Annotated in this window: 22 protein-coding genes and 1 other RNA gene; 13 read left to right on the forward strand and 10 right to left on the reverse strand. The window is 60.9% G+C overall.

All coding sequences use genetic code 11. The features are described from left to right. Window positions 1–17 precede the first annotated feature (17 nt). Window positions 18–575, reverse strand: a complete 558-nt coding sequence (locus ACO77H_RS26675; protein WP_169955008.1) for a YecA family protein — start codon at window positions 573–575, stop codon at window positions 18–20. Window positions 576–712: 137 nt separating this feature from the next. Here ACO77H_RS26675 and ACO77H_RS26680 point away from each other — a divergent pair, with 137 nt between their 5' ends. The 4 genes from ACO77H_RS26680 to ACO77H_RS26695 all read left to right on the forward strand — a co-directional run bounded on the left by ACO77H_RS26680 (window position 713) and on the right by ACO77H_RS26695 (window position 2,137). After that, window positions 713–922, forward strand: a complete 210-nt coding sequence (locus ACO77H_RS26680; protein WP_057440444.1) for a TIGR02449 family protein — start codon at window positions 713–715, stop codon at window positions 920–922. Further along, window positions 919–1,236: a cell division protein ZapA gene (locus tag ACO77H_RS26685; protein WP_029289530.1), complete on the forward strand. Its 318-nt coding sequence runs from the start codon at window positions 919–921 to the stop codon at window positions 1,234–1,236. Before ACO77H_RS26680 ends, ACO77H_RS26685 begins: the two co-directional genes overlap by 4 nt. Before the next feature lie 30 nt (window positions 1,237–1,266). Further along, window positions 1,267–1,445: non-coding RNA, 6S RNA (gene ssrS / locus ACO77H_RS26690), on the forward strand. A 56-nt stretch (window positions 1,446–1,501) separates the two neighbouring features. Further along, window positions 1,502–2,137, forward strand: a complete 636-nt coding sequence (locus ACO77H_RS26695) for a 5-formyltetrahydrofolate cyclo-ligase (RefSeq protein WP_169955009.1) — start codon at window positions 1,502–1,504, stop codon at window positions 2,135–2,137. A gap of 2 nt (window positions 2,138–2,139) precedes the next feature. Here ACO77H_RS26695 and ACO77H_RS26700 read toward each other — a convergent pair whose 3' ends face one another. Beyond that, window positions 2,140–2,289 carry a hypothetical protein gene (locus ACO77H_RS26700; protein WP_169955010.1) on the reverse strand — a complete coding sequence of 50 codons (150 nt, stop codon included), beginning with the start codon at window positions 2,287–2,289 and terminating at the stop codon, window positions 2,140–2,142. Window positions 2,290–2,484: 195 nt separating this feature from the next. Between ACO77H_RS26700 and ACO77H_RS26705 the strand changes: the two genes are divergently transcribed. From ACO77H_RS26705 to ACO77H_RS26725, 5 genes are all read left to right on the forward strand, one after another. Then, complete coding sequence (locus ACO77H_RS26705) at window positions 2,485–2,934, forward strand: EVE domain-containing protein (protein ID WP_169955011.1); 450 nt, start codon at window positions 2,485–2,487, stop codon at window positions 2,932–2,934. A gap of 86 nt (window positions 2,935–3,020) precedes the next feature. Next, the gene (locus ACO77H_RS26710) at window positions 3,021–3,986 is read left to right on the forward strand and encodes an HlyD family secretion protein (RefSeq protein ID WP_432754763.1); all 966 of its coding nucleotides are present in this window, start codon (window positions 3,021–3,023) and stop codon (window positions 3,984–3,986) included. Next, window positions 3,983–6,700, forward strand: coding sequence for a ribosome-associated ATPase/putative transporter RbbA (gene rbbA / locus ACO77H_RS26715; RefSeq protein WP_170042106.1), 2,718 nt, complete (start codon window positions 3,983–3,985; stop codon window positions 6,698–6,700). Before ACO77H_RS26710 ends, rbbA begins: the two co-directional genes overlap by 4 nt. Further along, entirely contained in the window at window positions 6,700–7,818 is a 1,119-nt protein-coding gene (locus tag ACO77H_RS26720; protein ID WP_432754764.1) for an ABC transporter permease, read from the forward strand. Before rbbA ends, ACO77H_RS26720 begins: the two co-directional genes overlap by 1 nt. A gap of 150 nt (window positions 7,819–7,968) precedes the next feature. Continuing rightward, complete coding sequence (locus tag ACO77H_RS26725) at window positions 7,969–8,418, forward strand: hypothetical protein (RefSeq protein WP_432754765.1); 450 nt, start codon at window positions 7,969–7,971, stop codon at window positions 8,416–8,418. A 62-nt stretch (window positions 8,419–8,480) separates the two neighbouring features. Here the strand turns inward: ACO77H_RS26725 and ACO77H_RS26730 are convergent, their stop codons facing one another. After that, window positions 8,481–8,888 carry a flagellar basal body-associated FliL family protein gene (locus tag ACO77H_RS26730; RefSeq protein ID WP_169955016.1) on the reverse strand — a complete coding sequence of 136 codons (408 nt, stop codon included), beginning with the start codon at window positions 8,886–8,888 and terminating at the stop codon, window positions 8,481–8,483. Between the two features lie 149 nt (window positions 8,889–9,037). Between ACO77H_RS26730 and ACO77H_RS26735 the strand changes: the two genes are divergently transcribed. Together ACO77H_RS26735 and glpT are read left to right on the forward strand one after the other, a co-directional pair. After that, window positions 9,038–10,018: an NADPH:quinone oxidoreductase family protein gene (locus ACO77H_RS26735; protein WP_169955017.1), complete on the forward strand. Its 981-nt coding sequence runs from the start codon at window positions 9,038–9,040 to the stop codon at window positions 10,016–10,018. Window positions 10,019–10,306: 288 nt separating this feature from the next. Further along, window positions 10,307–11,644: a glycerol-3-phosphate transporter gene (glpT, locus tag ACO77H_RS26740; protein ID WP_057440450.1), complete on the forward strand. Its 1,338-nt coding sequence runs from the start codon at window positions 10,307–10,309 to the stop codon at window positions 11,642–11,644. On the opposite strand, the gene ACO77H_RS26745 is transcribed toward glpT, so the two are convergent. Both ACO77H_RS26745 and ACO77H_RS26750 read right to left on the reverse strand, forming a co-directional pair. Further along, window positions 11,628–12,293 (reverse strand): gamma-glutamylcyclotransferase, encoded by a 666-nt coding sequence (locus ACO77H_RS26745; RefSeq protein WP_169955018.1) that lies wholly within the window; start codon window positions 12,291–12,293, stop codon window positions 11,628–11,630. The two genes, glpT and ACO77H_RS26745, sit on opposite strands and share 17 nt — an antisense overlap. A gap of 26 nt (window positions 12,294–12,319) precedes the next feature. Then, window positions 12,320–14,707 (reverse strand): TonB-dependent receptor plug domain-containing protein, encoded by a 2,388-nt coding sequence (locus ACO77H_RS26750; RefSeq protein ID WP_432754766.1) that lies wholly within the window; start codon window positions 14,705–14,707, stop codon window positions 12,320–12,322. 326 nt (window positions 14,708–15,033) lie between these two features. Here ACO77H_RS26750 and ACO77H_RS26755 point away from each other — a divergent pair, with 326 nt between their 5' ends. Continuing rightward, window positions 15,034–15,510 (forward strand): sn-glycerol-3-phosphate transporter, encoded by a 477-nt coding sequence (locus ACO77H_RS26755; protein ID WP_169955020.1) that lies wholly within the window; start codon window positions 15,034–15,036, stop codon window positions 15,508–15,510. Between the two features lie 203 nt (window positions 15,511–15,713). Here the strand turns inward: ACO77H_RS26755 and ACO77H_RS26760 are convergent, their stop codons facing one another. From ACO77H_RS26760 to ACO77H_RS26780, 5 genes are all read right to left on the reverse strand, one after another. Beyond that, window positions 15,714–16,682, reverse strand: a complete 969-nt coding sequence (locus ACO77H_RS26760; protein WP_170042104.1) for a CDP-6-deoxy-delta-3,4-glucoseen reductase — start codon at window positions 16,680–16,682, stop codon at window positions 15,714–15,716. Then, window positions 16,682–18,148 carry a 4-hydroxy-3-polyprenylbenzoate decarboxylase gene (gene ubiD, locus ACO77H_RS26765; protein ID WP_038444369.1) on the reverse strand — a complete coding sequence of 489 codons (1,467 nt, stop codon included), beginning with the start codon at window positions 18,146–18,148 and terminating at the stop codon, window positions 16,682–16,684. Before ubiD ends, ACO77H_RS26760 begins: the two co-directional genes overlap by 1 nt. Before the next feature lie 156 nt (window positions 18,149–18,304). Next, window positions 18,305–19,564: a transcription termination factor Rho gene (rho, locus tag ACO77H_RS26770; protein WP_003176825.1), complete on the reverse strand. Its 1,260-nt coding sequence runs from the start codon at window positions 19,562–19,564 to the stop codon at window positions 18,305–18,307. Window positions 19,565–19,796: 232 nt separating this feature from the next. Next, the gene (gene trxA / locus ACO77H_RS26775; RefSeq protein WP_169955022.1) at window positions 19,797–20,126 is read right to left on the reverse strand and encodes a thioredoxin TrxA; all 330 of its coding nucleotides are present in this window, start codon (window positions 20,124–20,126) and stop codon (window positions 19,797–19,799) included. Between the two features lie 120 nt (window positions 20,127–20,246). Next, on the reverse strand, window positions 20,247–20,948 hold the full coding sequence (locus tag ACO77H_RS26780) for a FadR/GntR family transcriptional regulator (protein WP_170057556.1): 702 nt from the start codon (window positions 20,946–20,948) through the stop codon (window positions 20,247–20,249). Between the two features lie 254 nt (window positions 20,949–21,202). On the opposite strand from ACO77H_RS26780, the gene ACO77H_RS26785 reads away from it, so the two are divergent. After that, window positions 21,203–21,988 carry a transporter substrate-binding domain-containing protein gene (locus ACO77H_RS26785; RefSeq protein WP_169955024.1) on the forward strand — a complete coding sequence of 262 codons (786 nt, stop codon included), beginning with the start codon at window positions 21,203–21,205 and terminating at the stop codon, window positions 21,986–21,988. Window positions 21,989–21,996: the final 8 nt, after the last annotated feature.

The following is a 21,996-nucleotide window of genomic DNA, read 5'->3' on the forward strand; positions in this document are numbered from 1 at the left end:
CAGGTGGGTTCCCTCTCTTAGTGCAGCGACGGCTTGGTTGCAGCAGGTTCAGCAGACTTTTTGTTCTCGGTGAACAGCAGCAACGGCGCGACGCGCAGGTATTCCATGACTTCCATATAGTCGCCTTCGCCGTCTTCGGATTCTTCCAGGGCATCTTGCACCTGGGAGATGGCTGCGAGGTCCTGCAACACTTCCTTGGCGTCGGTGCTCAGCTCCAGGCCGCCGGCGTTCACGCCAAAGCCATGGAGGAAACCCTGGCACCATTGGCCCAGTGCAGCGGCACGCTCGGTGAGCGACGCATCGTCGGTTGGCAGCAGCAGGACCACGGTGACGTCATCACCGGTCAGTTCGCCTTTAACCATTTCTTGCAAGCCGATCAACGCGTTGCGCACGTTTTCGGTAGGCTCGGTTTCCAGCAGCTCGGCCACGTCGGCCAGCCAGTTGTCGGCGTCAAAACCGACGCCGGTGCAACTACGGCCCAGCAGCACGCCATGCAGTTCGGCAGGCGAGCAAGGGTGACCGCTGGAGCTCAGCAGTTTGGAAAAAGCGTCGTACGGGGAGTTCTGAATAGGCATGATGAGCTAGGCGCCAGGCGGCGCGATGTCTAGAATGAAGCGCTGTATCCTAGCACCGGCAGACGCACCCGACTATCAAGGGCGTCAGATCGTTTATCCTGCAGTTGCCATTCATCAGACAAATCCAGTGGAACCCTATGGAAGACGCCGACTTGCAAGCGCTGATGGCCAGACTCGAATTGCTAATTACCCGGGTCGAGCAACTAAAGAGTCAAAACGGACTCCTATTAGCTCAGGAAAAGACCTGGCGCGAGGAACGCGCGCACCTCATTGAAAAAAACGAAATCGCCCGGCGTAAGGTCGAATCGATGATTTCGCGCCTGAAGGCCCTGGAGCAAGACTCATGAGTTCAAGCAATAGCGTCACCGTGCAGATTCTCGACAAAGAGTATTCGATCATCTGCCCCCAGGAGGAGCGCAGCAACCTGGTGAGCGCCGCCCGCTACCTGGATGGCAAGATGCGTGAAATCCGCAGCAGCGGCAAAGTCATCGGCGCCGACCGTATCGCCGTGATGGCCGCGCTGAACATTACCCACGATTTGCTGCATAAGCAGGAACGCCCTGACGTACAGGCCAGTGGTTCGACACGCGAGCAAGTGCGTGACCTGCTCGAGCGCGTCGACCTGGTGCTTTCTACCGACCAGGAACCACCCAAGGGCTGATCGCCGCGTCTATTTCGGGTATACTCGCCTCACTCCCTGGCGTGCTTGCCAGTCGGCGATGTCCCTGAGCCGATTCGCACTACCCTGGAAGTTGCACGTTGGGCTGGTGTGCATGTCCGCTAGACGGAAAGCCTTAAAGCCTACTGCATCTTCCACCTTGAACTTTCGGGTTCAAGGGCTAAGTCGACAGCGGTTCTGTCGGGGAGCCTGATTCCCAAACTCAATGCCAGTCCCCGGACTGGCATTGTTTTATGAGCCGAACACCATGACCGAACCTGCGCCACTTTCCCGTCCGCACCTTCGACGCATGTTGCGCAAGGCCCGCCGCGCCCTGACGCCGAGCGAGCAACGCCAGGCCGCGCTTGGCCTGTATCGGCAACTGGCACAGCACCCGCTGTTTCGCCGGGCCAAACATATCTCCCTGTACCTGTCGACGGATGGCGAAATCGATCCGCGCTTGCTGCTGCGCACTGCCCAGCGCCGGGGCAAGGCCACCTACCTGCCGGTGCTCAGCGCCTGGCCACGGACCAAGATGGTGTTCCAACGCGTGCGCCCTGGGGAAAAGCTCGCGCCCAACCGCTTTGGCATTCTTGAGCCACGGGTCAATGTCGGGCGCCAGCGCAAGGTCTGGGCCCTGGACCTGGTGCTGCTGCCGTTGGTGGGTTTTGATGACGCGGGCGGGCGGCTGGGCATGGGCGGCGGTTTTTACGATCGCAGCCTGGCGTACCTGGCGCGCCGCTCGTCGTGGCGCAAGCCGACGCTGCTGGGGCTGGCCCATGAATGCCAGAAGGTCGAACGCCTGGCGCAGGCAAGCTGGGACGTGCCGTTGAATGGCACCGTTACCGATAGAAGATGGTATGTCGCAGAGGGGACGCCGCTGGACTCAACGGCGCCGAAATAGCGTCAACGCTTGAAGGTTTGTTGTTGCTGCTGTGCAAATTCAACCGGGGCTTGGGTCTTGTTCGACCATAGGCTTTGCGCATACCCGGTGGTCACGACGCCCAGACCGAACAAAATAACCAAAATCCATAGTAAATCCGGTTTGCGTTTCATCGATTGCCCCCCTTCAGGCATATCACACACGATGACAGCAACGTTCCAAAGTAGTCCGTTCCAGCTGCGTCAAGCTTAAAATCCCGGCATTCTGCGTTAACGTGAACCAACACGCAAACCTTGGCGTCAACCGACCGTCGGTTTGTCATGAAATTGACAGACAAGCTGCCCAATCCCCTGCAAAGGAGCAAAACCATGGCCTATTGGCTGATGAAATCCGAGCCCGATGAGCTGTCCATCAAGGGCCTGGAAAAACTCGGCGAGGCGCGCTGGGACGGCGTGCGCAATTACCAGGCGCGCAATTTCCTGCGGGCCATGGCCGTGGGCGACGCGTTCTTCTTTTACCACTCCAGTTGCCCGGAACCGGGCATTGCCGGCGTAGGAAAAATCATCGAAGCGGCTTACCCCGACCCGACTGCGCTGGAGCCTGATAGCCATTACTTCGATGCCAAGGCCACCACCGAGAAGAATCCGTGGAGCGCCATCACCGTGGCCCACGTCGAAACCTTCCCCAAAGTCCTCGGGCTGGGCTACCTCAAGCAACAGACGGCCCTGGCCGAATTGCCGCTGGTGCAAAAAGGCAGTCGCCTGTCAGTGATGCCAGTGACGGCGGAGCAATGGGCGGCGGTCATGGCGCTGCGCTAACGCCTAAAGGTATTCATTTGACCGGTATCAACGGCTATCGGTTACGATCCCGGCAAACTAGGACGCTAACACCGCAGGATGCACCCATGTCGACGTCACATCGCAGTTCGCAATTCTTCGCCTTTCTCCTGATTTTGCTGTTGGTGGCCGCCGGCGGCTTCGGTTACTGGAAGTCCACCCTCGACCGCCTGCCGGAAGGCTTGAGCATGGGCAACGGCCGACTGGAATCCACCGAAGTGCAGATCGCCACCAAGATCCCCGGCCGCTTGGCCGAGGTGCGGGTCGATGAAGGCGACAAGGTGCTCAAGGGCCAACTGCTGGCGCGTATCGACACCCGCACCCTGGAAGCCCAGCGTTCCCAGGCCGAAGCCGAAGTACTGCGCGCCAAGGAGAACTTCGCCGCTGCCGAAGCCAACGTGCAATTGCGCCAGAGCGAGAACCTGCTGGCCAGCCAGGAACTCAAGCGGACCCAAGAGCTGTACCGCCGCGGTTTCGCCAGCGCGCAGTTGATCGACCAGCAGCAGGCACGCCAGAACACCGGCAATGCGGCGGTGGTGGCCGCCCAGGCCCAGGTGAATGCGGTCAAGGCCGCCATTGGTGCCGCCGAGGCCCAGGTGGCGCAACTGACCAGCGAAATCGACGACAGCAGCCTGCGCGCGCCCATCGACGGCATCATTCAACTGCGCCTGGCCGAACCTGGCGAAGTGCTCGGCGCCGGTGGGCGGGTGTTGTTGCTGATCGATCCGAATGACCAGTACATGAACCTCTACCTGCCCGCCTCCGTCACTGGTCGCCTGACCGTGGGCAGTGAAGCGCGGATCGTGCTCGATGCCCTCACGGATCAGCCGCTGCCAGCGAAAATCAGCTTTGTCGCGGCCAAATCCCAGTTCACCCCCAAAGAAGTGGAAACCCGCGACGAGCGCCAGAAACTGGTGTTTCGCGTCAAGCTGCGCCTGACTCAACCAAGCGCCGTGCCCCAGGCCAAGCCCGGCATGCCCGGCGCCGGCTACGTGCGCACTGCCGACCTGGACTGGCCGGCCAACCTGCAATGAACGGGCTGGCGCTGCACGCCACGGGCATCAACCACCGCTACGGCAAGCAACAGGCGCTGATCGACATCGCCTTCAGCCTGCCGGCCGGCACCCGCTGCGGCCTGATCGGCCCCGATGGCGCGGGCAAGTCGAGCCTGCTGGGCTTGATCGCCGGGGTCAAAAAGCTGCAGACCGGTGACTTGCAGGTGCTGGGCGGTTCCATCGAAGACCGCCGCCACCGCAACAGCCTGTACCCGTTGATCGCCTTCATGCCCCAGGGCCTGGGTGGCAACCTGTATCCAGAGCTGTCTATCAGCGAGAACATCCGTTTTTTCGCCACCCTGTTTGGCCTGTCCACAGCCGATTGCGACCAGCGCATGCACAACCTGTTGCTGGCCACCGACCTGGCACGCTTCGCCGACCGCCCGGCGGGCAAGCTGTCGGGCGGGATGAAGCAAAAACTGGGGCTGTGCTGCGCGCTGATCCACGATCCGGACCTGCTGATCCTCGATGAACCGACTACCGGCGTCGACCCTTTGTCACGCCGGCGCTTCTGGGAACTGGTAGAAACCGTACGCAGCGAGCGCCCACAACTGACGCTGCTGGTGGCCACGGCCTACATGGAAGAAGCCGAGCAGTTCGAGCACTGCCTGATGCTCGACCGCGGCAAGCTGATTGCCGATGGCCTGAGCCGTGACCTGGCTGCTGTTACGCCCAGTGGCAAGCTGGATGACGCGTTCACCCATTTCCAGGGCGACAGCGCGCACAACAACCAGCCGCTGGTGATCCCCCCTCGGGCTAACGACAACACCGATATCGCCATCGAAGCCCACGACCTGACCCTGCGTTTTGGCGACTTCACCGCTGTCAACAAAGTCAGCTTCGCCATTGGCCGTGGCGAGATCTTCGGCTTTCTCGGTTCCAACGGCTGCGGCAAGACCACCACCATGAAAGTCCTCACCGGGCTGATGCCGGCCAGTGAAGGCAGCGCCACGCTGCTGGGCAACCCGGTGAATGCCAAGGACCTGGCGACCCGCAAGCGCGTGGGTTTCATGTCCCAGAGCTTCTCGCTGTACGGCGAACTCAGCGTGCGCCAGAACCTGGTGCTGCACGCACAGTTATTTGATCTGCCCAAGGCCGACAGCGGCCCACGCATCGAAGAATTGATCCAGCGTTTTGACCTGGGCAGCGTCGCCGAACAACCCTCCGGCGAGTTGCCCCTGGGCTTGCGCCAGCGCCTGTCCCTGGCCGTGGCGGTGCTGCATCGCCCGGAAGTGCTGATCCTCGACGAACCCACATCGGGTGTGGACCCCGCCGCCCGCGACGATTTCTGGCGCTTGCTGGTGGAGTTGTCCCGCGAGCAAGGGGTGACGATTTTCCTCTCCACCCACTTTATGAACGAAGCCCAGCGCTGCGACCGCATCTCGTTGATGCACGCAGGCAAGGTGCTGGCCTGCGACACGCCAGACGCCCTGCAACGACAATTCCACGGCGAGACCCTGGAAGCCGCGTTCGTCACCTGCCTGGAGCAAGCCCAGCAAACCCCGGAAACCGCCGCGCCCAGCGCGAGCGTCAGCACGCCGACCACGCCGCCCGTCAGCAAGCGCGGCTTCAGCCTGGCGCGCCTGCTGGCGGTGGCCAGCCGTGAAGGCAAGGAACTGCTGCGCGACAAAGTGCGCATGGCCTTTGCCTTGCTCGGGGCGATTTTCATGATGGTGATCTTCGGCTACGGCATTTCCCTGGACGTGGAGAAGCTCGCCTTCGCCGTGTATGACCAGGACCAGACGCCGCAAAGCCGCGCCTATCTGGAGGCCTTTCGCAGTTCGCGCTACTTCGCCGAACAGCCGCCGATCACTGATTCGGCCGAGCTGCACCGGCGCCTGCAACGTTCGGAAATCAAACTGGCCCTGGAAATTCCGCCCGGCTTTGGCCGCGACCTGTACGCCGGGCGCCAACCAGCGGTGGCCGCCTGGCTCGATGGAGGAATGCCGTTTCGCGCCGAGACCAGCCGCAATTATGTAGAAGCCGTACACCAGGCCAACCTGCAACAACTGGCCGAACTCAACAGCACACCGCTGTCCCAACCGGCCGCGGCCAAGCTGGAAACGCGCTTTCGCTACAACCAGGACGTGGTCAGCGTAAATGCCATCGGCCCGGGTGTGATGGCGCTGATCCTGGCGTTTATCCCGGCCATGCTCACCGCCCTGGGCATCGTGCGCGAGAAGGAACTGGGCTCGATCACCAACTTCTACGCCACGCCCCTTACCCGCCTGGAGTTCCTCCTTGGCAAACAGGCGCCGTACCTGGTGATCAGCCTGATCAACCTGGCCTTGCTGGTGGCGATGAACCGCTGGCTGTTCGGCGTGCCGTTCAAGGGCAGCGGCCTGACCCTGGCGTTTGGCGGCCTGCTGTATGTGCTGGCCACCACCAGCATGGGCCTGCTGATTTCCGCGTTCACCCGCACCCAGATCGCGGCGATCCTCGGCACCATGATCATCACCAGCCTGCCGACCATCCAGTTCTCCGGGTTGATCGTGCCGCGCTCGTCCCTGGAAGGGGCGGCGGCGCTGATGGGGATGCTGTTTCCCGCCGGTTACTTCCTGGATGTCGCCGTCGGCACCTTCACCAAAGCCCTGGACCTGCGCCAACTGTGGCCCCAGTGCCTGGCGCTGTTCGGGTTTTTCCTGGGGTTCACCGGGCTGAGCCTGGTCATGCTCAAGAAGCAGGAGGCCTGATGCACAAGTTCGCCCATATCCTGCGCCTGGGAGTCAAAGAGCTCACCAGCCTGCGCCACGACAGGGTGCTGCTGTTGTTCCTGTTCTATGCCTTCACCGTCGCCATCTACATGCCGGCGGCCGGCTCGGTGATTGGCGTGCACAACGCCAGCGTGGCCTTTGTCGATGAAGACCACGGCCAATTGTCGCGCCAGTTGGCCGAAGCCCTGCAGCCACCGGAGTTCCAGCCTGCCGTGCCACTGCCCTACGACCAGCTGGACAAAGTCATGGACAGCGGCCAGTACACTTTCGTGATCAACGTGCCGGCCAATTTCCAGGCCGACCTGTTGGCCGGACGCCAGCCGAGCGTGCAGGTCAACGTGGATGCCACGGCCATGAGCCAGGCGTTTATGGGCGCGGGCTATATCGGGCGGATTTTCCAGCGCGAACTGCTGACCTACGGCGGCCAGTCCGACGCCAGCCAGCGCGCGCCAGCGGCCCTCACCACCCGCGCGTTGTTCAACACCAACCTGGAAGGTGGCTGGTTCCTGGCGGTGATCCAGATCGTCAACAACATCACCATCCTCGCCATCGTACTGACCGGCACCGCCCTGCTGCGCGAACGCGAGCACGGCACCCTCGACCATTTGCTGGTGCTGCCGCTGACCGCCCTGGAAATCATGCTGGCAAAAATCTGGAGCAATATGCTGGTGGTGGTGCTGTGTACATGGCTGTCCCTGGAAGTGGTGGTCAAGGGCCTGCTCGGCGTGCCGCTGGCCGGCTCGTTGAGCCTGTTCCTGCTGGTGACGGCGTTATACCTGTTTGCCAGCACCGCCTTGGGCATCTTCCTTGCCACCCTCGCCCGCTCGACGCCGCAGTTCGGCTTGCTGGCGATCCCGGTGATCATTCCGATGCTGCTGTTATCAGGCGGCAGTACGCCGTTGGACAGCATGCCCGAATGGTTGCAATGGGTGATGCAGGGCTCGCCGTCCACGCACTTTGTGAGTTTGAGTGCGGCGATTCTGTTCCGGGATGCGGGGGTGAGCGTGGTGTGGCCGGATTTGCTGGCGCTGGCGGGAATTGGGTTGCTGTTTTTTGCGGTGGCGTTGGCGCGGTTCAGGAAGAGTCTGGCGTCTTGAACTATCACTTGTAAATTATAAAAACCACTAAGCCTATTAAAAAACAAAATAAAAAACTGTCATTTATGACAGTAGCCGGCATTCCTCTCCCCTTGTTAGCTTGAACAGCCAACCACGAACTTATCGCCGTAGCACCCCGGGAGAACGAAAATGGTCAATAAATCAGATTCGGATAACAGTGGCTCCAGCGACGCTGCCACCCCAGAGGTCATAGAGATTAAGATCGACTCGAATAACCCCAACGGAAAAACAACAGTTACAGGGGAGTATTCATTGCATGGATATAAAGGAGCGATAGAGGTTGAATACACCTGGAGAAGTAATGTCTACACGATAACTGCGCTCAGATATCTATTCGAGCGTACTGCGGTAACGGGTAAAAACCCCCGCTTCGAAATCACCAGAGACACCGAGGGCCCCATCGGCCCCACATTGTCAGTCAACCCTCCACAAGATGGCCAATGGCACTCTTGGGGTTCATCAATGAGCTACCAAACAGCCAACACAGCACTATTTTTCACTTTCTACTTTATCTTCGACGCGCCCCCCGAGGGAGTATGGAGAACAGATAGAAAAACACTGAAGCTCACTGTGTACTAACTATTACAACCAGCAACTTAGTTGCTGGTTTTTTAAACCATCAAAAGCTCCCCCACTCGGAGCTATTGAATGATCAGGTTGTTAAACAACAAATCCTCAACCACCGGCTTGCCCGTCTCATCGTTCATCACTTGCTGAGCCTGCTTCAGCGCTTCCTGGCGCAACTTCTCCTTGCCCTCGACACTGCCCATGCTCTCGACTGTCTGCTGGGTAAACAACGCCACCAGTTGATTGCGAATCAGCGGCTCATTGGCCTTGATCGCCGCCGCCGCTTCCGGGCCGGTCACGCGCAGGGCCACATCGGCCTTGTATACCCGCAGTTTCGGGCCGCCATCCAGGGCGTAGTTGCCGACAAAAGGCGGCGTCAGGCTGTAATAGCTGACCTTGGGCGCTTCGCCTTCCTTGGCTTCTTCGGCATGGGCTGCCATCGGCAACGTCAGGGCCAGCATCAACAGGATCCACGCTTTCACAGTTCATTCCTCATATTCGGTGGCCAGTAGCATAACGCTAGCAAGGCAGAGCACAAGCTTATGGCGACTTATCAGGCCGGGGCATGCTCGTTGACCCGTGACCTTACCCACCTACACTTATCGGCCAATACGCCAAAAGGAATAGTCCGATGAAAGCCGTGCTGTGCAAAGCCTTCGGCCCTGCCGAAACCCTGGTGTTGGAAGACGTCGAAAGCCCGGCGATCAAGAAGAACGAGATCCTGCTGGATGTGCACGCCGCCGGGGTGAATTTCCCGGACACGCTGATCATCGAGGGCAAGTACCAGTTCAAGCCACCCTTCCCGTTCTCGCCGGGTGGCGAAGCGGCAGGTGTGGTCAGCGAGGTCGGGGAAAAGGTCAGCCACCTCAAGGTCGGCGACCGGGTCATGGCGTTGACCGGGTGGGGCAGCTTTGCCGAGCAGGTCGCGGTGCCGGGCTATAACGTGCTGCCGATCCCACCGAGCATGGATTTCAATACCGCCGCTGCCTTCAGCATGACCTACGGCACTTCGATGCACGCCCTCACCCAGCGTGGCCATCTGGCCGCTGGCGAGACCCTGCTGGTACTGGGCGCGTCCGGTGGCGTCGGACTGGCCGCCGTGGAAATCGGCAAGGCCATGGGTGCCCGGGTGATCGCCGCCGCCAGCAGCGCCGACAAGCTGGCCGTGGCCAAGGCTGCCGGGGCCGATGAGTTGATCAACTACAGCGAAAGCAACCTCAAGGATGAAATCAAACGCCTGACCGATGGCAACGGCGCCGACGTGATCTACGACCCGGTGGGTGGCGATCTGTTTGACCAGGCCATCCGCGCCATTGCCTGGAACGGCCGCCTGCTGGTGGTGGGGTTTGCCAGCGGGCGCATCCCTGAACTACCGGTGAACCTGGCGCTGCTCAAGGGCGCGGCGGTGCTCGGGGTGTTCTGGGGCTCGTTCGCCCAGCGCCAGCCGCAGGATAACGCGGCGAATTTCCAGCAGTTGTTCAGTTGGTATGCGCAGGGCAAGTTGAAGCCGCTGGTGTCGCAGGTGTATCCGCTGGATAACGCGGCGCAGGCGATCAATGACCTGGGGCAGCGCAGGGCGGTGGGCAAGGTGGTCGTGCAGGTCCGCCAGTGATTTGAAATGCAATCAATGTAGGAGCTGGCTTGCCTGCGATAGCGGTGGGCCAGCTACATCGTTGGTAACTGATCCACCACTATCGCAGGCAAGCCAGCTCCTACAGTGGGTCTGCGGTGTTCTGAAGAATCTGGTTACGACCCATACTTGTCTATTGGCGACATGTTCGTAAAAGAACATGCAATTACTCCGGTTTCCTGTGTTTGCGGATAAGAGGCGATGCTATTTTCGGTAACGAAACTGTAACATTCGCATCCGCAGTCAAAACAAGAAATTTGGAGCTCTTGAATGTTTGCTTTCTTTCGTCCTGCCCCACACCAGGCACCCCTGCCTGAAGAAAAGATCGACAGTACCTACCGACGACTGCGCTGGCAGATCTTCGCCGGTATTTTCTTTGGCTACGCGGGTTACTACCTGCTGCGCAAAAACTTCTCCCTGGCCATGCCGTACCTGATCGACGAGGGTTACACCCGTGGTCAACTGGGCTTGGCCATGTCGGCAATCGCCATTGCCTACGGCCTGTCCAAGTTCCTCATGGGCCTGGTGTCCGACCGCTCCAACCCGCGCTATTTCCTGCCGTTTGGCCTGCTGGTATCGGCCGGGGTGATGTTCATTTTCGGTTTCGCGCCTTGGGCAACCTCCAGCGTGACCATGATGTTCATTTTGCTGTTCATCAACGGCTGGGCCCAGGGCATGGGCTGGCCGCCAAGCGGGCGGACCATGGTGCACTGGTGGTCGCAGAAAGAACGCGGCGGCGTGGTGTCGGTATGGAACGTGGCGCATAACGTCGGCGGCGGCCTGATCGGCCCGCTGTTCCTGTTGGGCATGGCCTGGTTCAACGACTGGCACGCAGCGTTCTACGTGCCGGCCACCGTAGCCTTGGCAGTGGCGGCGTTTGCCTTCATCACCATGCGCGACACCCCGCAGTCGGTGGGCCTGCCGCCGATCGAGAAGTACAAGAACGACTACCCGGAAGGCTACGACGCCAGCCACGAAGACGAATTCAGCGCCAAGGAAATCTTCGTCAAGTACGTGCTGCGCAACAAAATGCTCTGGTACATCGCCTTCGCCAACGTGTTCGTCTACCTACTGCGCTATGGCGTGCTGGACTGGGCACCGACCTACCTCAAGGAAGCCAAGCACTTCACCGTCGACAAGTCGTCGTGGGCGTACTTCTTCTACGAATGGGCGGGGATTCCCGGCACGCTGCTGTGCGGCTGGATGTCGGACAAGATCTTCCGTGGCAACCGTGGCCTGACCGGCATTGTGTTCATGGCCCTGGTGACCGTGGCGACCCTGGTGTACTGGCTCAACCCGCCAGGCAACCCGATGGTCGACATGATCGCGCTGTTCTCCATTGGCTTTTTGATCTACGGCCCGGTGATGTTGATCGGCCTGCAGGCGCTGGAGCTGGCGCCGAAGAAAGCCGCTGGTACGGCGGCAGGCTTTACCGGCCTGTTCGGCTACCTGGGCGGTTCGGTAGCGGCCAGTGCGGCCATGGGCTACACCGTGGACCACTTCGGCTGGGACGGCGGCTTTGTGCTGCTGATCGGCGCGTGCCTGCTGGCCATCGCGTTCCTGATCCCAACCCTGTGGCACACCAATAGCGTCAGCTCGGCGCGTTAATCGCCGCGACGCCTTTGGCACATCGCTTGAGCCGCGCCTCCAGATTTTTATCTGGCATGGCGTGGCTACGCAGGGCGTTGACGGTCTGCTCGACATAATCGCGAGTGGTGCCGTAACGCCCGCAAGCGCTTTCAAATACCTGGTTCAGCACGCTGTCGGGCAAGTTGCCGGCGTAGCTGGGCAGGTGCCGCTCCAGCACAAAACCCAACGCCTGCACCTGGCTGCCGTCTTCAAGCCGGCAACTGAGCCAATGTGGCCGATACGATGGGTAAGGCATCTCGCGCTGCCACAAGGCATAGAGCGAGGCCTCCAGTTGATCCTCCGGCAGGCGGTAGGCAAAGCCGCTGCACGAGCCACCACGATCCAGGCCAAACACCAGCCCCGGCAACTCCGGCGTGCCCCGGTGCTCGTGGGACCACAGGTACAGGCCCCGGTGATACCCATGGACCCGGGCGCGCAGGCGCTGGGTCGCCGAACACTCGGGACGCCAGATCAGCGAGCCATACGCAAACAGCCAGACCGGCCCACCCTTGTGCAGGCCCATGGTGGCTTGCATCGAGCTCATCAATTGTTCGTGAGTGAGTTGCGGCCCCAGATCGAGCCGCGGTGGGTAAGCCAATTGCAGACGTTCGGATTCAATAACGGTCATGGCAGATCGCTTAGGTCTCCTGTGCATTACCAGTTATAGGCGACTTTACCGTAATAGAACGCGCCGCTGTAACCGTAAGGCGAAAAAGTGCTATAGGCCAGGTTGCCGCCACTGCTGGCGTAGGCATTGAGCTTTTCCGGGTATTTGTCGGTCACGTTGTCGCCGCCCACGGTGAAGGTCCAGTTGTGCAATTTGTAGTCAGCCGACAGGTCCAGCACCCAGGCGGCCTTGAAGGTCTGGTCGTTGACCTTGTCTGCCTGGTAGCTGGTGAATTCGCCATAACGCACCAGGTTGCTGTGCAGCGCCCAGTTGCCGAAGGTGAAATCGTTGGCCAGGCTCAGCTTGTGCTGGGGCGTGGTGTCGCCCAGCAAGCCGATGCGCTCGCGCCGGTCGACCCGCACCAGGTTGGCGCCCAGGCTATCGAGAATGGCCGGGTTGGCCTTCACGTCCGTGACCTTGGTGTGGTTGTAGTTGTAGCCCACAGTGCTGTTCCAGCGGATGCCGTTATCCAGTTGGTAGCGGTAATTGGCCACCAGGTCGACACCATCGGTGCTGGTGTCGGTGGCATTGGTGAAGTAACGGGCGGTGGTGTAGTCGATGTTGCCAACACCGTTGGCCTGCAGATAAGCGCGAGTCGCCGCGTTGAGCGCGAGGTTGGACGACAGGCTGATACGGTCGCGGATATCGATACGGTACACGTCGACCGTCACCGTCAGGTTATCCGCGGGCTCCAGCACCAGGCCCAGGCTGTAGTTGCGCGACTTTTCGGCCTTGAGGTCTTCGGCGCCGAGCAGGCGGGCGACCTGGCTGGTGGCCGGGAACGTGCCGGCTTCCTGGATAGTGTTGCCGATCAACTGCGACGAGGTGTAGGCAAAGTTCTGCTGGGCCAGGGACGGTGCGCGAAAGCCATTGGAAATGCTGCCGCGCAGGGCCACCTGCGGGGTGAAGTCATAGCGTGCCGACAGCGAGCCGCTGACGTTGGAGCCAAAGTCGCTGTAGTCCTCATGGCGCACCGCCGCCGAAACCCCGAGCTTCTCGGTGAAATTGGTTTCCAGGTCCAGGTATTGCGCCCAGTTGTGGCGCGAGGTGCTGCCGGCGTCGGCATCACGGAAACCGCCGAGGCCCGAACTGCCGGTCTGGTAGTAGGACGCCGGCTCACCGGCTTCAATCTCATAGCCCTGGTGCAGGTACTCACCACCGAAGGCCACCGACACCGGGTACGGCAACCAACCAAGGTCGAACTCCCGGGACAGGTCAAGGCTGAGCTGCTTCTGTTCGTTGCTCAGGGTGCCGTTGTCGAACTTGCGCGGCGTCGCCAGGCCCAGGGAGGTGTTGATGGTTTCGGTGCGCAGTTCGTACTGGTTCTTGCCGTAGTTGGCCGACAGGTCGTAGTGCCAGTCATACGCCAACTGCCCACGCAGGCCGGCCACCAGCGAGGTGTCTTCGAGGTTGCCACGGATCAGCGGCAGGTAGCCATTGGGGTTGAGCGCCGGGATGTTGTTGGACGCATTGCTCGCCCGGTAAAACGCCGCCGTCTCGCCGCGCCGCTTACTGTAGCCGCCAAAGGTGTAGAACTCGGCAGCATCGTTGAAGGCATAGCCGGCGTTCAACCACAGCTTGCCTTCGTTGGTCGAGGGTTCGCCCTGGCGGAACACCCGCTGGCCGTACGTGGTAGAGCCGATGCTGGCCGGGCGGTAATCGTGGCCGGCGCGATTGGTGTAGTCATTGTCGGCGCCTTCGGCGGAGAGGTTGATAAACCCATTCTCGCCCACTGCCAGGCCGGTATTGCCGCTGATGTTGCGCTGGATCCCGTCGCCTTTCTTGTATTGCCCGAACTTGCTGGAAACCGCGCCTCCATGGTCGGTCTGCTTGAGGATCACGTTGATCACCCCGGCAATCGCGTCAGAGCCGTAGCGGGCCGACGCGCCATCGCGCAGCACTTCGATATGGTCGACCGCCGACAGCGGGATGGCATTCAAGTCTGCCGGGGCCGAACCGCGACCGACCGCCCCGCCCAGGTTGACGAAGGCACTGGTGTGGCGCCGCTTGCCATTGACCAGCACCAGCACCTGATCCGGCGACAGGCCGCGCAGTTGCGCCGGGCGCACCAGCTCGGCGCCGTCCACCAGGCTGGGGCGTGGGAAGTTGATGGAAGGAATCAGCCGCGCCAGTACAGCACCCAGCTCATCGGAGCCGGTACTGCGCAGACTTTCGCCGGAAATAACATCAATCGGTGACAGTGAGGCGCTGGCCGTGCGTTCTTGGGCACGAGTGCCGGTGACGATCACCGTGTCGAGCTTTGGTGCGTCCGCAGTCGTCGTTTCAGCGGCGATCACTGGATTGAATCCCACGGCGGTCAGCAAATTGGCTGACAAAATCGCCGTGTACAGCGCGTGTTTGTTGTAGCTCCCCATACCGCTCCCCTTGCAATCAAAAGTCAGAACTTCAATGCCCTGAGTTCATACGATCGATCCGTGTGGCGGACGGTGGCGGTCATTTACTGGTTATTGGCAGAAAGTCGGTGGCCCGATGACATATAGCTTAATGATATTTATCTTGACGAATAAATATCTTTTAAGAATAAGAGAAAGCATAAGCAATGGGCCCCATTCGTCAGGATTGCCCCGGTAAACGTCGTTGTTTCAGCACCGGTTCAGCCTTTACGGGCGGCCTGGCCTCAAGATGGGCCCGCGTCACGACCCCACTTAGCCGCGCATTAACCGACTATCGAGGTCGCCCCATGAAAAACCGACTTTCTGGCCTGCTGCTCCTGGCGCAGGCCACCACCGCCCTGGCCGCCGAAACACCCGCCAACGACGACAAAGGCTTCTGGTACGCCCAGACCAGCGTCTACACCCGGCACTTTGCGCCGGACCCCGAGCACAACAACCACCAGGACCTGATCGGCCTGGAGCGCAATGACGCTTCGGGGTGGGTGTATGGCGGTGCGACCTTTCGCAACTCGTTTCGCCAGCGCTCGTATTACGCCTATGCGGGCAAGCGCTATGACATGGCCAACTATCCGGTGTACCTGAAGCTGACCGGCGGGGCGATCCAGGGCTATCGCGGCAAATACCGCGACAAGATCCCGCTGAACCGCTACGGCGTGGCACCAGTGATCATTCCGTCGGTAGGCGCGCACTATGGGCCGGTGGCGGCAGAGCTTGTGCTGCTGGGGTTCAATGCGGCGATGGTGACCACGGGCGTGCGCTTCTGAGGCCGCGCACCTGAGTAGACACAATCCGATGTGGGAGCTTGCCCGCCCCCATATTTGATTTGTGGCGGTACCAAAATTCCCTGCCATGCGCAGATCCCCTGTGGGAGCGGGCTTGCCCGCGATAGCGTTGGTTCAGTCAATATCGTCGCTGACTGATACACCGCTATCGCGGGCAAGCCCGCTCCCACAGTTTGATCGGCGCCTCAGGCGCGAGGGGCGTAGGCAAACACGTCAGCACGCATCTGATGTGCATCCATGCCCGCGTTGACCAGCGCATCCAGCGTGCCATAGATCATTGCCGGCGAACCGCTGGCGTAGACATGCACAGCCTTGAGGTCAGTTATGTCTTCGCACACCGCCTCATGCAACAAGCCACAACGCCCCTCCCAACCGCACAGGTCGCTGACCACTTTGTGCAGGAACAAGTTGGGCAATTGCTGCCACTGCTCCCAATGTTCGACCTGATAGAAATCTTCGGGACGGCGCACGCCCCAGTACAGATGCACCGGGTGCTTGAAACCGCTGGCCCGGCAGTGCTCGATCAGGCTGTGCATCTGCGCCATGCCGGTGCCGGCCGCGATCAGCACCAGCGGCCCGTCGGGCAGCTCGGCCAGGTGGGTATCGCCAAACGGCAGTTCGACCCGCGCCATCTGGTTGCGCTGCAACTGCTCGATCAGGCTGCGGGCACTGTCTTCGCGCACCAGCACATGCAGCTCCAGGTCGCGCCCGGCATGGGGCGCCGACGCCAGGGAAAACGCCGATTTCTCGCCGTTTTCGCGCTCGATCATCAGGTACTGGCCAGCGTGGTAGCGCAGCGCCTTGCCGGCCGGCGCACGCAGGCGCACGCGCCACACATCGCCACCCAGGTCCACGCACTCGCTCAACTGGCAGGCAAGCTTGCGCACCGGCAACTCCCCCGGCGCCAACACGCCATCCCATAGCACGATGCAATCTTCCAGCGGCTCGGCGATGCAGGTGTAGAACTCGCCATGATCGCGCACCTCGCCGGCCTGCTGCACCCGGCCCTCGACCAACAGGGCCGCGCACACGTGGCACACGCCATTGCGGCACGCCTGCGGGCATTCGTAGCCCAGGCGCCGCGCACCTTCAAGAATCCGCTCGCCCGGCTGCAAGTCGAGGACCGCACCGGAAGGTTGCAGGGTTACACGCATCAATCTATTCCCAATTCTTTCCACATCGCATCGACACGCGCCGTCACGGCTTCATCCTTGACGATCACCCGGCCCCACTCACGGGTGGTTTCACCCGGCCACTTGTGGGTGGCATCCAGGCCCATCTTCGAGCCCAGGCCCGACACCGGCGAGGCGAAGTCGAGGTAGTCGATCGGCGTGTTATCGATCATCACTGTGTCGCGCTTGGGGTCCATGCGCGTGGTGATGGCCCAGATCACATCGTTCCAGTCCCGGGCATTGATGTCGTCATCGGTGACAATAACGAACTTGGTGTACATGAACTGTCGCAAAAACGACCACACACCGAGCATGACGCGCTTGGCGTGGCCCGGGTAGGACTTCTTCATGGTCACGATGGCCATGCGGTACGAACAGCCTTCCGGCGGCAGGTAGAAGTCGGTGATTTCCGGGAACTGCTTCTGCAGGATCGGCACGAACACTTCGTTCAGCGCCACCCCCAGGATCGCCGGCTCATCAGGCGGGCGGCCGGTGTAGGTGCTGTGGTAGATCGGCTTGATCCGGTGGGTAATGCGCTCGACGGTGAACACCGGGAAGCTATCGACTTCGTTGTAGTAGCCGGTGTGGTCGCCATAGGGGCCTTCATCGGCCATCTCGCCCGGATGAATCACGCCTTCGAGGATGATTTCGGCGGTGGCCGGCACTTGCAGGTCGTTGCCACGGCACTTCACCAGCTCAGTGCGGTTGCCGCGCAACAGGCCGGCAAAGGCGTATTCGGACAGGCTGTCCGGCACCGGCGTCACGGCCCCGAGGATGGTGGCCGGGTCGGCGCCCAGGGCGACAGATACCGGGAACGGCTGGCCGGGATGCTTCTCGCACCACTCACGAAAGTCCAGCGCGCCGCCACGGTGGCTAAGCCAACGCATGATCACCTTGTTGCGGCCGATCACTTGCTGGCGGTAGATGCCGAGGTTCTGGCGGTCTTTGTTCGGGCCCTTGGTGACGGTCAGGCCCCAAGTGATCAGCGGGCCGACGTCGCCGGGCCAGCAGGTCTGCACCGGGAGCATTGCCAGGTCGACGTCATCGCCTTCGATGACCACCTCCTGGCACACCGCGTCCTTGACCACTTTGGGCGCCATGGCAATGATCTTGCGGAAGATCGGCAGCTTCGACCAGGCATCCTTGAGGCCCTTGGGCGGCTCGGGCTCCTTGAGGAAGGCCAGCAGCTTGCCGATCTCGCGCAGTTCGCTGACCGACTCGGCGCCCATGCCGAACGCCACCCGGTCGGGCGTGCCGAACAGGTTGCCGAGCACCGGGATATCAAAGCCTGTGGGGTTCTCGAACAGCAGCGCCGGGCCCTTGTTACGCAGGGTGCGGTCGCAAATCTCAGTCATTTCCAGGACCGGGGAAACCGGCACCTGAATACGTTTCAACTCTCCGCGCTGCTCAAGTTGCTGCACGAAATCCCGAAGATCCTTGAATTTCATTAACCATGCCACCCGTAAAATAGGCGTACATCCTACCTGCTCTGAGGGCGGCTGGCAGCTTATCGCGGCGTATTTGCGTTTGGAACATGCTTAAAAAACACACGAAAAAAAATGGCGCCCCTGGGGGCGCCATTCTTTCGGACCTGAAACGTCGTATTACTTACGCTTCATCGACAGGAAGAACTCGTCGTTGGTCTTGGTGGTTTTCAGCTTGTCGATCAGGAACTCGATGGCGGCAACTTCGTCCATCGGGTGCAGCAGCTTGCGCAGGATCCACATGCGCTGCAGTTCGTCGTCGGCCGTCAGCAACTCTTCGCGGCGGGTGCCGGAGCGGTTGATGTTGATGGCCGGGAACACGCGTTTTTCAGCGATGCGACGGTCCAACGGCAGTTCCATGTTGCCGGTACCCTTGAACTCTTCGTAGATCACTTCGTCCATCTTCGAGCCGGTTTCAACCAGCGCGGTGGCGATAATGGTCAGCGAGCCGCCTTCTTCGATGTTACGCGCGGCGCCGAAGAAACGTTTCGGCTTCTCCAGGGCGTGGGCATCGACACCACCGGTGAGCACTTTGCCGGAGCTCGGGATCACGGTGTTGTAGGCACGGGCCAGACGGGTGATGGAGTCGAGCAGGATCACCACGTCCTTCTTGTGTTCGACCAGGCGCTTGGCCTTCTCGATCACCATTTCGGCAACCTGCACGTGGCGGGTTGGCGGCTCATCGAACGTCGAGGCAACCACTTCGCCGCGCACGGTGCGCTGCATTTCGGTCACTTCTTCCGGACGCTCATCGATCAGCAGCACGATCAGGTGAACTTCAGGGTTGTTACGCGCGATGTTCGCTGCAATGTTCTGCAGCATGATGGTCTTACCGGCTTTCGGCGGTGCGACGATCAGGCCACGCTGGCCCTTGCCGATCGGGGCGCACAGGTCGATCACACGACCGGTCAAGTCTTCAGTGGAACCGTTGCCGGCTTCCATCTTCATGCGCACGGTCGGGAACAGCGGCGTCAGGTTCTCGAAGAGAATCTTGTTCTTCGCGTTCTCGGGACGATCGAAGTTGATCGTGTCGACCTTGAGCAGGGCGAAGTAACGCTCGCCTTCCTTTGGAGGACGGATCTTGCCAACGATGGTGTCACCGGTGCGCAAGTTGAAGCGACGGATCTGGCTCGGCGAGACGTAGATATCGTCTGGGCCGGCGAGATAGGAGGCGTCTGCAGAGCGGAGGAAGCCGAAGCCGTCCTGGAGAATCTCCAGCACGCCATCACCGGAGATTTCCTCGCCGCTTTTCGCGTGCTTTTTCAGCAGGGAGAAAATCACGTCCTGCTTGCGCGAACGGGCCATATTTTCTATGCCCATTTCTTCGGCCAGTTGGAGCAGGTCGGTAATCGGCTTTTGCTTGAGTTCAGTCAGATTCATATAGGAATGACGTAATCATTTATAGAGGGGGGGAATTAAGCTTTTGGCTTAATGAGGCCGCGCCGCAGAGAAGGCGACAGGATCGCGTACTAATCGAAAGGAATGCGTCGGCGACGGCTTGCAGGGGGCAGTGGAGAAACCAGTGCGGGGCCGAATGTACCACCTGAGTTTGGGAGCGTCTAGCCCTGTTTCACGAAAAAGCCCCGCAATTTGCGGGGCTTTTTGACGACGCTTAGATGTTGGCGTCGAGGAAAGCTTGCAGTTGCGACTTCGACAGCGCGCCGACCTTGGTGGCCTCGACGTTGCCGTTCTTGAACAACATCAGGGTCGGGATACCACGTACGCCATGCTTGGCCGGGGTTTCCTGGTTGTCGTCGATGTTCAGCTTGGCGATGGTCAGCTTGCCTTCGTAGGTAGCTGCGATATCGTCCAGGACCGGGGCGATCATTTTGCAAGGGCCGCACCACTCAGCCCAGTAGTCAACCAGCACCGGGCCTTGGGCCTGAAGGACTTCGGCATCAAAGGTCGCGTCGGTGACGTGCTTGATAAGATCGCTGCTCATGGATGTCTCCGGGTTGTAAGCAAAAAAAACGTTGCCCATCATAGCCGCCCTTCCTTCGTTCAGGAAGCCGCCGCTGATTGACTCTTGCTATGGGACGCTATCATTTTGGATATGGCCGGGTCATGAGGCTACCGGGGTGATAAAGGCGATCCCCGTACGCAGCGCCGCGTTACGCACGTGCTCCTGCATGGATTTGTGCGCCGCCGCGCTGCTGCGCCGGGCCAGGGCACGGAGGATCTTGCGGTGCTCCTGCCAGGTTTCCATCGCCCGTTCCGGTCGGATGAACGGTAGTTTCTGGCTTTCCAGGAACACCTCGGCGCTGGCGCTGAGGATGCTCACCATCGCCTGATTGCCACTGGCCAACAGGATGCGCTGGTGGAAAGCGAAGTCCAGCCGTGCGGCGGCCTCGAAATCACCGGCCTTGAGCTCCCGGCGCATGGCCTGGACATTGTCTTCGAGCCCATCCAGTTCCTCGGTGGTCAACGTCATGGCCGCCAGCCCCGCAGCAAAACCCTCCAGGGCGTAACGCAACTGGAAGATATCCAACGGGCTAGCCTGTGCCGTAAACGGCCAGGCCACACCGCCCATATCACCCGCCAGTGGTGCCTGCACGAACACGCCCTTGCCCGGTTGCACGCTGACCAACCCCAGGGCGCTGAGCGATGACAAGGCCTCACGCAACGAGGCACGACTGACCCCCAGTTGCAGCGCCAGGTCCCGCTGGGAAGGCAATGCATCACCTGGACCGAAGCCCTGTTGCTTGATCAGTTTGCGGATGGCTTGCAAGGCCGCTTCCGGTACGGCTTGGGCGATGGAATTCATAAAAACCCGAGGTTTTAGTCAACAGTAAGCCTAGTTGTAAATCTATTCTCGGCAGCCCGCAAGCCACGCCCCAAAGGGGCTCGTGCGGTTTTGCCGGCGCTCGAAAAGGGTGCGAAACAGCGGCTGACTGTTCAGACCAGTAAGACCGCTGCAAGCCCATTAAATCCTGCCTTGCGACCGTTTCAGGGCGTCATGGCATGGGCTGTGCACTGGGCAAACTCAGAAAACCCCTTCACCCTTTTCGGAGAGTTGCCATGACCAAGCGTTGCAGCGCCCTGCTCACTGCCTTGTTTGCCAGCCTGATGCTCAGCCAGGCGCCAGCCCAGGCCAACGGCCTGGACGATATCGTCGCCCGTGGCACCCTCAAGGTCGCGGTGCCCCAGGATTTCCCGCCGTTCGGCTCGGTCGGCCCCGACATGAAGCCGCGCGGCCTGGATATCGACACCGCCAAACTGTTGGCCGAGCAACTCAAGGTCAAGCTGGAGCTGACCCCGGTCAACAGCACCAATCGCATCCCGTTCCTCACCACTGGCAAAGTGGACCTGGTGATTTCCAGCCTGGGCAAGAACCCGGAGCGCGAGAAGGTCATCGACTTCTCCAAGGCCTACGCGCCGTTCTATCTCGCGGTATTTGGCCCACCTGACGCGGCCATCGCGAGCCTCGACGACCTCAAGGGCAAGACCATCAGCGTAACCCGCGGCGCCATCGAAGATATCGAGTTGACCGCCGTCGCGCCCAAGGAAGCCACGATCAAGCGCTTTGAAGACAACAACTCGACCATCGCCGCCTACCTCGCCGGCCAGGTAGACCTGATCGCCAGTGGCAACGTGGTGATGGTGGCGATCAGCGCGCGCAACCCCAAGCGGGTGCCGGCGTTGAAAGTCAAACTCAAGGATTCGCCGGTGTATGTCGGCGTGAACAAAAACGAGCCGGCGCTGCTGGAGAAGGTCAACCAGATCCTGGTCGCCGCCAAGGCTGACGGCAGCCTGGAAAAAAACGCGATGCAGTGGCTCAAAGAACCGTTGCCGGCAGACCTGTGAGGCGGAGC

This window comes from Pseudomonas sp. WMBT8, assembly GCF_050916005.1.
Taxonomy (GTDB): domain Bacteria; phylum Pseudomonadota; class Gammaproteobacteria; order Pseudomonadales; family Pseudomonadaceae; genus Aquipseudomonas.